The organism is Desulfamplus magnetovallimortis (assembly GCF_900170035.1).
Taxonomy (GTDB): domain Bacteria; phylum Desulfobacterota; class Desulfobacteria; order Desulfobacterales; family Desulfobacteraceae; genus Desulfamplus; species Desulfamplus magnetovallimortis.
In genome coordinates, this window is sequence record NZ_LT828541.1 from 375,267 (window position 1) to 388,725 (window position 13,459).

General features: G+C 43.1%; 12 protein-coding genes. 1 reads left to right on the forward strand and 11 read right to left on the reverse strand.

Annotated elements, in window-relative coordinates; genetic code table 11:
- The 11 genes from MTBBW1_RS05770 to MTBBW1_RS05825 form a co-directional block, all read right to left on the reverse strand.
- Positions 1–1,292: AAA family ATPase (locus MTBBW1_RS05770; protein WP_080800483.1), on the reverse strand; the 1,292-nt coding region annotated here is incomplete at its 3' end.
- Between the two features lie 219 nt (positions 1,293–1,511).
- Entirely contained in the window at positions 1,512–1,718 is a 207-nt protein-coding gene (locus MTBBW1_RS30520; protein WP_080800489.1) for an AAA family ATPase, read from the reverse strand.
- Positions 1,706–2,320 (reverse strand): AAA family ATPase, encoded by a 615-nt coding sequence (locus tag MTBBW1_RS05785; RefSeq protein WP_080800492.1) that lies wholly within the window; start codon positions 2,318–2,320, stop codon positions 1,706–1,708. The genes MTBBW1_RS30520 and MTBBW1_RS05785 overlap by 13 nt, the downstream gene beginning before the upstream one ends.
- Before the next feature lie 259 nt (positions 2,321–2,579).
- Positions 2,580–3,164 (reverse strand): C-GCAxxG-C-C family protein, encoded by a 585-nt coding sequence (locus tag MTBBW1_RS05790; protein ID WP_080800495.1) that lies wholly within the window; start codon positions 3,162–3,164, stop codon positions 2,580–2,582.
- Positions 3,165–3,168: 4 nt separating this feature from the next.
- Complete coding sequence (locus tag MTBBW1_RS05795; protein ID WP_080800497.1) at positions 3,169–3,705, reverse strand: rhodanese-like domain-containing protein; 537 nt, start codon at positions 3,703–3,705, stop codon at positions 3,169–3,171.
- Positions 3,706–3,791: 86 nt separating this feature from the next.
- The gene (locus tag MTBBW1_RS05800) at positions 3,792–4,238 is read right to left on the reverse strand and encodes a MauE/DoxX family redox-associated membrane protein (protein ID WP_186441107.1); all 447 of its coding nucleotides are present in this window, start codon (positions 4,236–4,238) and stop codon (positions 3,792–3,794) included.
- A gap of 373 nt (positions 4,239–4,611) precedes the next feature.
- Complete coding sequence (locus MTBBW1_RS05805) at positions 4,612–7,761, reverse strand: efflux RND transporter permease subunit (protein WP_080800502.1); 3,150 nt, start codon at positions 7,759–7,761, stop codon at positions 4,612–4,614.
- 271 nt (positions 7,762–8,032) lie between these two features.
- A complete protein-coding gene (locus tag MTBBW1_RS05810; protein ID WP_139786679.1) occupies positions 8,033–8,590 on the reverse strand; it encodes a Uma2 family endonuclease in 558 nt (185 codons plus the stop codon).
- A 263-nt stretch (positions 8,591–8,853) separates the two neighbouring features.
- Entirely contained in the window at positions 8,854–10,128 is a 1,275-nt protein-coding gene (locus MTBBW1_RS05815) for an efflux RND transporter periplasmic adaptor subunit (protein ID WP_080800503.1), read from the reverse strand.
- 136 nt (positions 10,129–10,264) lie between these two features.
- Complete coding sequence (locus MTBBW1_RS05820; protein WP_080800506.1) at positions 10,265–10,522, reverse strand: hypothetical protein; 258 nt, start codon at positions 10,520–10,522, stop codon at positions 10,265–10,267.
- 266 nt (positions 10,523–10,788) lie between these two features.
- Complete coding sequence (locus tag MTBBW1_RS05825; protein ID WP_080800510.1) at positions 10,789–12,162, reverse strand: TrpB-like pyridoxal phosphate-dependent enzyme; 1,374 nt, start codon at positions 12,160–12,162, stop codon at positions 10,789–10,791.
- Positions 12,163–12,370: 208 nt separating this feature from the next.
- Between MTBBW1_RS05825 and MTBBW1_RS05830 the strand changes: the two genes are divergently transcribed.
- Complete coding sequence (locus MTBBW1_RS05830; RefSeq protein WP_222423993.1) at positions 12,371–13,423, forward strand: SphA family protein; 1,053 nt, start codon at positions 12,371–12,373, stop codon at positions 13,421–13,423.
- The last annotated feature ends 36 nt before the right edge of the window (positions 13,424–13,459 follow it).

Consider the following 13,459-nt stretch of genomic DNA (forward strand, 5'->3'; position numbering starts at 1 on the left):
ATCCTTTGCACCCTCTGCACATAAAGGCTCTGCATCACAAGGTTGGGAACCTTCAGTTTCAGATTCAGCTCTTCGGTCTCCCCGGCCAGGGTCAGCACACCAAAATAGTAGAGAAAAGATACTATAAACATGTTGTTTTTAAAACTTGCATCCAGCATCTCCCTTATGCCGAAACGGTCAGACAGATCTTCAACCTCAAGATAATTGTCATTCTCCATCATTGAGATAATAATTTCACGGCCCATGGGAATATCTGCAATATATTCAAGTTTTGATTCATCTGTGGCAAGGTTGGAGTCCAGCATTTTTCTGGGGTAGTCACACATCTCCTGAAAATGGTCAAAAAAATAGAGGCAAAGGGTGGGGTTATAGATATATTGGTTCCATCTCGGCACAAAGCAGTAGCCATTGTAGTATGTTTTCATCATCCCAAGAGCTTTTTCAACTACATCATTGCTTTCTACATCATTGGTTTCTGCATCATTGGTTTCACCGCTTTTCAGGTCGCACTCTTCAGCAATATCCCCAAGTGCTGAGATAACCTCATCCTCTCTGAAACCGCAAATATCATTAAGCTCTTTTTTGAAATAGATATCTTTTGCAATATTGTATCCACTGGTGATATCACTCATCACCACTGGAGAGACACCGGTTATAAATACACGATCAAAACCTGAACCGGATGTGGAGGATTTCACAGCTTTAAAAAGGGTCCTGAGTATCCCTTCATCATGCACAAGGGCGTTGTATCTCTCTTTATCATTGTGGATTCCCATCATGACGGTATTTGCAAAGTTGTCATATTCATCTATCAGAAGATAGACAGGGTATGGTGTCATGCGAACTGCATTTATAAGGCTCTTGATTGAACTTAGGGCATTATTTTTATCCACCTTTACATCGGGCAAATTGTAGTCTCTGTAATAAAGAAGAAAACCCTCAATGCAACCGTTAATGTGATCAAACAGCATCTGTTTGATGTAATCGGCATCACCTGTGGTATCAACGCAGGAAAAATCCCATTTCAGGATGTAGTAGGAGTTTCTAAGGGACGTTGGCTTTTTACCTATGGCAAGGTGGCCGAACATCTCATCAAAATGATCTTTTTGGGCCACATCATAGTAGTTCTCAAGCATGGATAGAAGAAGACTTTTGCCGAATTTTCGCGGGCGGATGAAAAGTTGGGATTTTGAATTTTCAAGTAAAGGAATTTTATCGGTTCTGTCACAGTAAAAATAATCTTCAGTTATTACTGTTTTAAAATCGGCTATACCATATGGAAATTTAGTCATGGTGGCTTCCTTAGGTTCATGGTTTATTATGAGTGTACCCTTTTTAGATTATTCAGGTGTAGAGCATTCCCCTGACATCTTTTATTGTAATGTAGCCTGCCTGGAAAAGAAGGGCTTCGGGATGGAGGTTTTCAAGATCATACACGCTGAAGACGGATTTGGTGGCACTCATTTTTTCAATTTCAGGGAGATTCCATTTTTTGCGGCTGATAAGGTTTATCAGAAATTCAGAAATGATGGGGTTCCTGTTTCAAACCAGTAATTTGCAATATCCATATATTTAAGGGCTGTCATTAGAGAAAAGGGGTTGAACACTTTTACTTTTCGCTTTGAAAAACGATAACCATTGTAATGTTTTAGCAGTTCTTCCATTACATCAGAAATCTTGTCATCATTCTGATCTGCCATTCGTTTTATGTGGGGCATAAATATTGTTCGACCTCACCCATTGTATAACCGAGCATCTCAGCATACAAAGAGAGCATTGTAAGGTCTGTGAGGTTGTTAAGTTCTGAAAAAATGGATACCTGGCTAAATTTTGAGACCCCTGTAATAAATACAAAGCGGGTTATATCAACAACATCGGCATCTTTTATTACTCCAAAGAAATCTTTAAGTATATCTCTGTTGTTCTTGGCAATCCCAAGAGCTTCATTACTTTTCCCAAGGTGGTCTATAAGGGGCTTGTCATACTCATCAATGAGAAAGACAACCGGCATTTTGGTTTTTTTGTTAAGGGCAATTGCAAGCTCCTTGAATTTACCTTTTATGAAAGATCGTTTAAGCTCAATATCATAATTAGACGCAATTTCAATGAGGTGTTCTTCAATACTCTGCTTTAGAATATCCGGAGTTTCATGACTTATCTCATTGAAATCAAGGGTTATGACAGGATGGTGTTTCCATTCCCATTTAAAGTTTTGGGCATTAGCTTTATCTTCATTCTCTTTTATCCACAAGCCTTCAAGCATCTCTTCTCTGCCCTCAAAGATATACTTTACCGTGAACATACCCCTCATGATTTTCATGGCCGGGGATGCCCCCTGAATTCGGCCATGAAAGTTTATCTATGACAAGACTATATCATGATTTGATAAAATATAAAAAGCCCCTTCCTTGTTTAAAGTTAGGGGCTTTAATACAACATCACAAAATCAGATTTTCAAATAATCCAATGAGATCAAATCAAAATACCATCAGATCAAAAACTATGGAAGCCTAAAAAGATTCTGCTTTCCTTTCTCTGTTATTATCTGAGCGCTATAGGTATTATGAAGGATGCCTCACTTATTTATGGAAATTGCGAAAAAAAGAGGTGAGAAGCCCTCCGATGAGGGTCTTTTTTTTAAGAGTGATACCTTGAAGGGAAGGATTTGAAAGAAGTTCAGGATGTCTTTGAAGAACAAGAAGGGCTGCCATCTCTGTGGCATTGGCAGTAATATCTGCACACTGCCTGAAATGGGCTTTTTTGTCATGTTTGACTTTTTTTGACAGAATACGGCAGCAGGTAGCACCATTTGTCTCTTTAAATGCATTGTGAAGCATAAGAGCAGATTCCCGCATCTCTTTTCTGCGGGAATATGGGTTACTATTTCCCATAATAAGACCTGCACCCATAACAGCCCCGCTCAGGGCACCACATATGCAGCCACTGTTTCCCATGGCATATCCGAACGGGGCTGCCATTGAGACAGCCTGTTCTTCTGTCAATCCGCCGCCAAGCCCTCTGTTCAGGGCAACAAGCACTGCCTCGGAACAGAGAAACTGCCGTGTTTCATAGAGGTTGGCGGCATACAGCTTAATCTCCTCTGCAATGGCACGCACATCAGAGCTTATGGCTGTTTCAGTATCTGAAAATATCATTGGCTGCATGATATTATTCTGTCCCCTCAATTGGATAGCCTGCGCCTTTCCAAGCAAAAATGCCGCCGGTGTAACGATAAACGTTTTTATATCCCATTTTGACTGCCCAGGCGGCACCGTTGTGGCTTCTTGTGCATTTTACAAAACCGCAGTAAACAACAATGGTTTTCTCTTTGTCATCTCCAAGAAGTTTCATGAAGTCAGCTTCTGTTTTTCCATCTGTTTCTGCTGTGTTCCATTCGTTCATATCAGGAATGGGAAAGAGAAACTGCAAAGCGTTGGGGATGTGATTCTTTTTGTAGCTATCCTCATATGGCATGGTGTCAACAACCACAATATCTTTGCCGTCATCAATCCATTTTTTAAGCTCTTCAGTTGTCACTACATTGTAATTTCCCCGCTGAACTTCTCGTACAAGTTTTACAGCCCCTGCCTCTTTTTCAAGTTCCTTTTCAAACTTGTTGTCCAGAAAAGCGGATGCAGGAGATGAGAAAAGTATAAGCGCTGCTCCTGCAAAGATAAATGTCAAAATCATTTTAAGGTGTTTCATATCAAGGTTTCCTTTTTTCTCTTGGTTAACGATTGAGCTGTGTTCTATTATAAATGTTTTATCAGGGAGACAGGATTCAATGTTCGTCAGCAATGAATGGCCATCTTGAAGCCTTTCATTTTTCGCCAGGCATATAGCCATAAAATATCCAGCAGCATGATAATGTCCCGAAAAAAAGCCTGCTTAAGCCCATGGAATGCACGGGATTCAGGATCTTCAGGCCCAAAACAGCCACAATCCACATCCAGGCCCATGTGGATACCGTACCCGAGGATTATTAAAAAAAGCAGAGTCAAACCGAAGATTATCTCAAGGCTCCCCCGAATATCAAACATAAGTCCCAAACCTGCCAGAACTTCAATGGCGGAGAGAGCAACAGCCACAAAATAGACAATCTGTTCAGGCACAATTCCGTAGGCATCAATTAAAACCGCAAAAACTTCGGGTTCAATAAGCTTTGTTCCTCCGGCATATATAAAGATAATGCCCAGAATCCATCTGTTCCATTTATATATTTGAGCCATAATTTTCATAGGAATCTGCATTATCACGGATAATAACAGAGAGTCCAATTGATAATTTTGATTTGAGATCAGTGGTTCAATAGAGTTGGTCTATTTTTAATTGGGGGGTCACTACTTCTACTTTGTTATCTTGGCATGCTTCATTTCCCAGTTTACACTTTCCGGAGAGAAAATTCTGGGTATCGGGAATCTCTCACAAAAAAGTGTAAAGTATCTTTGGAGTCATATGAAGGATGCCGTTATCTTCTTAAATTGTCTGAATCAGGATAGCCAGGATTCACAGGATAAAAGGTAATTATGTAAATCTTGTTAATCCTGAACATCCTGGGCATCCTGATTCAGACACCAAAAATAGGAAGCTAAGATAAGCTGACAAATAGAACTACAATACGGTTTTTTCCGGATGAAAAAGCGAATATACCGCCGGAATTAAGAGTAGTGAAATCAAAGTTGAGCCCGTTAAGCCTCCCACCACAGCCCGTGCCAGAGGTGCCTGGGCATCAGCACCTTCTCCGATACCAAGGGCCAGTGGCAGCAGACCAAAGATGGTTGTAAATGTGGTCATTAATATGGGTCTAAGCCGTCTTCTTCCTGCCTCGGCCACTGCCTCACGGATTGTCATCAAACCCCTGCCGGCAAGCTCTCCTGCCTGATCCACAAGTAAAATGGCGTTGTTCACCACAATGCCGCCCAGCATGATACAACCGATGTAGGACTGAACATTCAGGGTGGTGTTGGTAAGATAGAGCGTGAGCAGCACGCCCACCACTGCAACCGGAACGGAAAACATAACAATCAAAGGGTTTTTAAGGGATTCATACTGACATGCAAGCACCATATAGACCAGCACCATGGCAAGGAAAAACGAAATAGTAAGTTCTCTTGATGATTTTTGCTGCTCTTCATAGTTTCCGGCAAGGGAAAGATCATATCCCACAGGTTTTGGGATTCGATCCAGAATGGCCTGGACATCGTCGGCCACTGACCCCGCATCCCTTCCGGATACATTGGCTTTCACCGTGATGATACGCTGTTGATCCTTTCTGTTGATTATGGACGGTCCTTCACTATTTTTGGTGGAGACAACGCTTCTTAAGGCAATAAAATCCCCTGATGGTGTTGTGATGGTCAGATCAAGTATTTCGTCAAGGGTTCGTTTTTCCACATCTTTCAACTGGACAAAAATACGGTAGGAGTTGCCTTCCGAGCGGAACTCTCCTGTTTTTGATCCTGCCACAATTGACTTGAGTATTTCGGTAACATCTTGAACGCTTAATCCAAAACTTTCGATTTTATGTCGATCCACAATAATCTCAGCCTGGGGAACGCCTTTTTCCCAGCTTGATTCAATATCGGTGATTCCCGGCACTGCGTTAATGGCTTCTTCTGTTTTTTGTGCAAGCAGCTTCAGAATGCTTAGGTCAAATCCACGAATGTCTATGGTGATACCCTCGTCTCCTCCGAGAATCCTTTCAAGAATAAACTGGCCCTGGGGCGCCCGGGTGCGGATCTTCATTCCGGGAATGGCGCTGACAAGTTTGTTGCGAAGATCGTCTGCAATATCACTGTTGGAGCGGATTCTCTGTGTTGAAGGGGTCAACGAGAGCCGGATCTCCCCTTCTGCCCGATCACCTCCCCTTGCATAGGCTACTGCGGAAACCATTTCAGGCACATTTTCATAAACAATTTGTTCCATCATGCGGGTCTGTTGATCTACTATATCAAGGCGTGTACCGATTTCCATCTGTCCGCTGACCCGGACTTCTCCCTCATCGCTTGGTGGCAGAAACTCACTTCCGATGCTCGGCAGCAACATAAGACTTGATACAACCATCAACACCGTTATCCCAATGGTTATCATGCGATGATCCAAAACCCACTCAATCAGGTTGCGGTAGCCGGTATCCAGCCGGTTAAAAAAGATCTCTGCATTTCCGGTGGCTCTTCCAATCCATCCATCTCTTTGTTGCGATATTTTTTGTGGTGTTTGTTGTGAGAAGGTTTTGTGCAGGGCTTTTTCCTGATGGGATGTGTTCCCCATAGATTCTCTATTTTGCACCTGAATGTGAATCAGTTTTGATGCCAGCATGGGAATGAGACTCAAAGATACCAGCAGGGAACACACAAGTGAAAAGATGATCACATAGGCAAGCTCCTTAAACAGAATTCCGGAGACACCTTTCATGAAAATAACCGGCAAAAAAATAACAAGAGTTGTGATGGTGCTGGCAATAATGGCTCCACTCACCTCCTGTGTGCCTTCCACCGCTGCCACCACCGATGATTCTCCATATTCCACCTGACGTCGGTTAATGTTCTCCAGAACCACAATGGAGCTGTCAACCATCATGCCTACTCCCAGCGCCAAACCGCCCAATGTCATCAGGTTCAGGGTAAAACCGCTGAAATATACCAGCGCAAAGGTGGTGATAACCGAAATGGGGATGGCAAGGGAGATCACTATGGTACTTGTGATATTTCTTAAAAAAATCAGCAGAACAATTACGGCAAATCCACCGCCGTACAGGACAGAATTTGCCACATTGGTGATGGAACGTTCAATAAAATTACCCTGATTGATTACCGGCGCAATATGAATCTGGGGAAAGGCTTTGTTGCTCTTTTCGATTTCAGTCACTATATTTGCCGCAACTTCAACGGTATTTGCGTCTGCCTGTTTTCTGATGGCAACGCGAATGCCCCGCTCTCCATTTATGCGCACCATCCTGGTGGGTTTTTCATATGTGTCTTTGATATGGGCAATCTGACCAAGTGTCACCGGCACGCCTTTAGGGAGAGCTATTACTGTGTCCCTAATCTGATCGAGTCGGGTGTATTGGGCAGGTGCACGCAAAGTGATGTCATATCTGCCGCTTTCAATGCTGCCCGCCGGAAGGTCAATATTGGAATTCCGAATTGATTGTAGAATCTGGGAGATGGATATTTTCATAGCTTTGAGACGTTCATGGTCAAGTTCAACCCTCACCTCACGGTTAAACCCGCCCCATAAATCCACCTGGGCCACACCATTTAATCGGGCAAAGCGATAGCGGATCTGATTCTCGATAAGTTGCGTCAACTCCACCGGGTCGAGGTTGCTGGAAATACCGAGCAGCACCACAGGAAAGCTGTTGACATCAAATTTTCCGATACGGGGGCGCACAATATCATCGGGCAGCTCATTAATTTCGTCCTGTATTTTTGATTGAAGATCCAGTGCAGCCGTATCAATATCAATACCCCATGAAAAACTCACCGTAATCCTGCTGCTGCCTTCCGTGGACTCTGATGTCATTTGCTCCACTCCTGGAACTGTGGCAACAATCTCCTCCAGTATCCGTGTGATGAGCTGTTCCATCACAACAGGGCTTGCCCCTTCGTATTCCGTTCTGATGGATACGGTTGGAAATTCAATTTCAGGCAGTAAATCAATTCTGAGGCGAGTGAGGGAAACAACACCAAGAAGGATGGCAATTAGGGTTATCATGGTTGTAAAAATCGGTCGTTTAACACTGAACTGGGAGAGAGTCACGTGAATGTCACCTTATGATAAAATTATTGTAAACGGTCATGGCCGGCATTCAGCCACCCCCGAATATGGAAATTTGTATCTATTTCCACGGTAAAATCCCCAAAATCAATTCACTGCTCAGTGCTTCTTCAAGTTTAAACTGTCGGGTGATTTTACAGGCAATGCAAAGCTAAGAGGCATTCTCTACCCGACAATCAAACCTTGAAAGAACACTCAGGAATAATAGTTCTGGAACCATCTCCTTCATTCAACTGGGGTGACGCAGGTATGGTTATCTTTCAAATTCGACCCGGTAATAGATGTCTGAAAGCCGCAACTCACAATGGATGGATGCTATGTTGAGTTTTTCTTCCATGCCCTCGTATGAGGACAAGCTCCATGTTCCGTCATCTCTCCGAACATATTTTTCAACCTGGCAATGGTACTGGGATACAAGGATATATTCCTGAAGTGAAGTGATACGACGATAATGGGTGAATTTTTGCCCTCTGTCATAGGCCTCGGTGGAGGACGAAAGAATCTCGATGATAACCACGGGATTCAGGAGAGTGTCAAAATGGTGATCCTCCAGTTCAATGTCTCCACAGATCGCCACGATGTCAGGGTAGGTATAAATGCTGCTTTCTTGAATCTTGACCCGCATATCACTTGAAAAAACATCACACGGTGACTGATTGGCTTTGAATTTATTATTCAATTCCGTGGTAATGTTGCTGCTAATACGATTGTGGTTTACCCTGGCGCCCACCATGGCAAACATCTCACCGTCAAAATATTCATGTTTGATTTCCGATGTCCTCTCGAACTCCAGATACTCTTCTGGGGTTATCGGTTTTTTTTTTGTGGTTGAGCACTCATTTTATACCACCTCCATGTGATTACTCAAAGCCGACACCTATGATCTTTTGAGCCTTGTCAACATTGTCTGAATCAGGATGTCCAAGATTAACAAGATAAGGCAGGATTATTTATCCTGAGCATCCTTTTCATCCTGGTTATCCTGATTCAGACAAATTCAATAACTGCTCAAAAAGCAATAAGGTGTCGATTTTGAGGTGATTACGCATAAGTGTTGGATTTGAGGTATTACTCTTACTCCACAATGACAATTCTGGAACCATCTTTTAAAAGTTGCTGGCCAAGAATAACAACCTTACCTTTCGGTTTCACTCCTGCCAACTCAGGATTTTCACTGCTTTCCATCTCTTTTGTCATATCGGCTCTGTCTGTTCCTAATGTTTTATTGGCTCCCGATGTTTTCTCTAAATCATCTGTTTTCACCTGAACATAATTGCCCTCTTTGATGCCCACATTAACCCTTACCCACTGCACGGTCTCCTCTTTCTCATCTATTACAAAAACACCGGTTTGATCGTCCCTTTTGCTCAGTGCCTGCTCAGGAATAACTGTTGCATTTTCAAGATGATCCAGCACCACTGTTGTCCGGATGAAAATGCCGGGTTTGAGCATCTGCTCCAGGTTGTCGATGGTGATCTCTACCCGTGCCTGCCTTGTCTCCTGTTTGAATACCGGTGCAATGCGGGAGATTGTGCCTTCAAAGGTTCTATCTGGGAAGGCATCGGTTACAAGCTCCACTGTCTGGCCGGGGTTCAATTTTGAATACTCTTTTTCTGTGACAAAAAAGAGGCCAGTTATGGGATGAAGTTTTACAATTGACATCAACGGGGTATTGGCTGAAACAGTATTCCCTTCATCCACAAACCTTTCCGCCACCACACGGGATTGATCTCCATCGTGCCATTCCGCCTTGATTGTTGTATAGCTGTGTCGGATATTGGCTGTTTCAAGTATTGCTTCAGCTCTCATAACCTGTGCCCTTGCCACTTCAAAGCGTGTCTCTTTTTCCAGTTGGCTGCTTTTTGCAATATCCAGTTGTGCTTCAGATGTTATCCCCTTTGTATTCAAGGTCTCTGTGCGCTTGAGTTCACGGTTTGCAATAATCAGTGCGTTATGGGCTTCCTCAAGATTGGCTCTGGCAACAGCCAGATCCGCTTTTGCAAGCGCCACTTCCTGAATATACTCTTCATTGTCAAGCTCCGCAACAACCTGCCCCCGTCGTACTGTGTCAGAAATATCCACATGCAATCGTGCCACTCGACCGCTTATTTTGGGTGCCACAAGAAATTGAGACTCTGCTTCCAGAGTACCGCTGAATGAACGCGTAAGGGAGATGGCGCTTTTTCTGATTTGTGCAACTGCCACAGGTACGGCTATCGTTTCTTTGTCGGGTAAAGTGGCCTGAAGAGAGGTTTTTTCTTTATTGATAACAATCAGTAAAAGTATGATACTTGCAATAACTGCTGTGATAAGAAGTGTCGCTGTTGAACGGTGGCCTTTTAGTCCCATGATGGTGTTATCCTTATCCATTCAATACGAGTAATAAAAAGTTGCTTTCCCTTTAAAAAAAACCCTCATTATTTTCATGGTTGGAGATATCTCATGTGTAGTCTCCATAAAAGTTTAGCGTGAAAAAACATTTATTTTACAGGGCATTCCTGTTTTTAGCCTTTTCAATAAGATCAACAAGGGTTAATATTTTGGGGGTAGGTTTTTTAAGGATATCTTCCTGCTCATCCTTTGAGTAATGTCTGTCCATATATTCCTGGACAGGGAGTTTGTCAAACCAGCAGTCAAGTATTTTAAAACATGGCCGGCTCTCCTGTACCTGTCTGCAATATGAAAAAGGTACATCATGACCAAGCATTCTGCAATATCCGGTGTGTTTATCAAATTGTTCCATCTTTTATTTTTCCTTGCTCCTGAAATAGCTTGCCCCTTAATTCCTTAACGGAACAAGGGGCAAAAGATTTCAGGCATTTTTTACGGTTTTTTCGCATCTTTCATTTGACTATTTACACTTTCCTGAACACAATGCCCATTTTTCTTGGAGACTGTTCCGGAAAGTGTAAAGTACTTTTTGCATGATATGAAGGATGCCGGTTTTTTGTATTAATGACCGCTTAGATATGAGGTCTGCCAATGAAGAGAGTAAATCGTTTTGAGATTTTAGAGCTTTGGCACAGGATTTCCCTTGATGCTTCTTTCAAGGGTTGCATCAAGCTCCTGCTGGGAAAGCTCTGCATTTGTAAGCTCTCCTGCCATATATTTGGTGTAGCCGTTAAGATCCATGAGTCCGTGGCCGCTTAAGTTAAAGATAATAACTTTCTCTTTGCCCTCTTCTTTTGCCTCAAGGGCTTTTCTTATGGTGGCTGCAATTGCGTGGCTTGTTTCTGGAGCCACAATCATCCCTTCTGTTTTGGCAAAAATCATTGCTGCTTCATAACATTCAAGCTGTTTAAGGGACATAGGAGCCATCAATCCCTGTGCAACAGCATGGGATACCAGAGGAGCCATTCCATGGTAACGAAGTCCTCCGGCATGTATTGGGGCCGGAATAAAGTCATGTCCCAGTGAGTGCATGGCAAGCATTGGGGTCATTTTGGCAACATCGCCATGATCATAGGCATAGGGACCTCGTGTCAATGTTGGGCAGGATGCAGGCTCTACAGGAATAATTTCAATGTCTGCTCCGTTTATCTTGTCCAGAGTAAACGGGAATGCAAGTCCTGCAAAATTGCTGCCTCCACCGGCACAGCCAATGACAGTATCAACTTTTTTGATACCTGCCTTTTCAAGCTGTTTTTTTGCCTCAAGTCCGATTATTGTCTGGTGGAGCATAACATGGTTGAGAACACTTCCTAATGCGTATCTGGTTTCGCCTTTTTCATCAGTAACTGCTGCCTCAACAGCTTCACTTATGGCAATGCCAAGGCTACCCGGAGTATCCGGAGATTTTGAGAGGATCTCGCGGCCTGCGGCAGTTTCAGGGGATGGACTTGCAATGCATTTCCCTCCCCAGGTCTCCATCATTGCTTTTCTGAAAGGCTTCTGGTCAAAGCTTATGCGTACCATAAATACTTTGCACTCAAGCCCAAGCAGGGAACAGGCATATGAAAGAGCACTTCCCCATTGTCCTGCACCTGTCTCCGTTGTCAGCTTTTTGATACCAAATTCTTTGTTGTACCAGGCTTGGGCAACTGCAGTATTTGGCTTATGACTGCCGGCAGGGGATACGCTTTCATCTTTAAAAAATATTTTTGCAGGTGTTTGGAGGTATTTCTCAAGATAGACAGCCCTTCTGAGGGGAGATGGCCGCCATCTGTAAAGCAGATCCAGTATTCCTTCCGGAATATCAATCCAGCGCTCCTGACTTACCTCTTGTTCAATGAGGTTCATGGGGAAAACAGGAGCAAGCATTTCAGGGCTTACTGGATTACCATCCGGTCCCAGGGGTGGATTTGGTGTTCCGGGAAGGTCTGCCGCAATATTGTACCATTGTTTCGGGATCTCGTCTTCATTCAAAAATATCTTAACCGCCATGGTGATTCCATCTCCTTCTCTTGTGATCAAAAAATGTGGCATTTCTCAATGCCACAAAAAATTTGGAGTTGTATTTCAATAGTGTAACTCAAATTGCTCTATACTTTTTGTGTTTCTTTTGATAGAAGCAAAGTCTCAGTTTTTATTTTTTTTGTCAAGGTGATTTTACCTGCCTAACAAGTTTATGCCAAACAAAGGAGAAAAACAGATGAAACAATCAGAATGGTCAATTATGGGGCAATATGGGCTTTTTTCTGCTGCTTCAAAAAGAGTGGTTTTTAATTCAAAAAAAGTGATATTTAAAATGATGTTGCTTATTGCACTGGTAATCTTTCCATTGATGGGAAGCAACAATCTTGCTAAAGCCTATGACCTGCCTTCGGTGAACCTTGGATTTACAAGTTTTCTGGATGGCGGGCCGCCTGCCGGCCCTGGCTTTTATTTTGCCCAATATCTTCAGTACTGGCAGTCGGACACGCTTACAGATACAAACGGAGGATCTGCTCTTCCGGATTTTGCAAATGAAGAGCTTACAGCCTGGATAAGCCTTTCACAGTTTCTCTATCAGTCAGACAAGGAGATTTTCCTTGGCGGGAAATGGGGTCTTGATGTCATTGTCCCTGTTGTTGGTCTTGATATGTCGTATGGTACAGATAATTCGGCATTTCCCCAGGATAATGGCAACGGTGTTGGTGATATTCTGGTTGGCCCCTATCTGCAATGGGATCCTGTCATGGGTGCAAAGGGGCCAATTTTCATGCATAGGATTGAGGTTCAGATGATCTTTCCCACAGGAGCATATGATGAAAACAAAGAGATAAACGCGGGAAGTAACACATTTTCCATTAATCCTTACTGGGCAGGAACACTTTTTCTGACTCCAAGGCTTACTGTTACAACCCGTCTTCACTATCTATGGAATGCTGAAAATGATGAGCCCAACCGTGGTTTTGCAACTCTTGGTGCTGAAGATACCCAGGCAGGAGAGGCTGTTCATGCAAACTTTGCAATGGCATTTGAGATTATCCCAAAACAGTTAAGGCTGGGCATAAACGGCTATTATCTTAAGCAAATTTCCGATACCCAGATGAATGGTGAGGATGTTCCTGACAGAAGAGAGAAAGTTCTTGGAATAGGACCTGGCATGGTTTACCATTTTTCACAGAACGATCATCTTTTTTTCAACGCCTATTTTGAGTCATCAGCAGAAAACCGGCCTGAAGGTGAGAGAATCAACGTAAGATGGGTTCACCATTTTTAATTGGTTTACAATTTTCAGGGGATGCTTATTTATATG

Excerpts from the sequence above, each read along its gene's own strand:
- MTBBW1_RS05815 (WP_080800503.1), bottom strand. The coding sequence starts at position 10,128 with ATGGGACTAAAAGGCCACCGTTCAACAGCGACACTTCTTATCACAGCA.
- MTBBW1_RS05790 (WP_080800495.1), bottom strand. The coding sequence starts at position 3,164 with ATGCAGCCAATGATATTTTCAGATACTGAAACAGCCATAAGCTCTGAT.
- MTBBW1_RS05785 (WP_080800492.1), bottom strand. The coding sequence starts at position 2,320 with ATGAAAATCATGAGGGGTATGTTCACGGTAAAGTATATCTTTGAGGGC.
- MTBBW1_RS30520 (WP_080800489.1), bottom strand. The coding sequence starts at position 1,718 with ATGCCCCACATAAAACGAATGGCAGATCAGAATGATGACAAGATTTCT.
- MTBBW1_RS05800 (WP_186441107.1), bottom strand. The coding sequence starts at position 4,238 with ATGAAAATTATGGCTCAAATATATAAATGGAACAGATGGATTCTGGGC.
- MTBBW1_RS05795 (WP_080800497.1), bottom strand. The coding sequence starts at position 3,705 with ATGAAACACCTTAAAATGATTTTGACATTTATCTTTGCAGGAGCAGCG.
- MTBBW1_RS05830 (WP_222423993.1), top strand. The coding sequence starts at position 12,371 with ATGAAACAATCAGAATGGTCAATTATGGGGCAATATGGGCTTTTTTCT.
- MTBBW1_RS05825 (WP_080800510.1), bottom strand. The coding sequence starts at position 12,162 with ATGGCGGTTAAGATATTTTTGAATGAAGACGAGATCCCGAAACAATGG.
- MTBBW1_RS05820 (WP_080800506.1), bottom strand. The coding sequence starts at position 10,522 with ATGGAACAATTTGATAAACACACCGGATATTGCAGAATGCTTGGTCAT.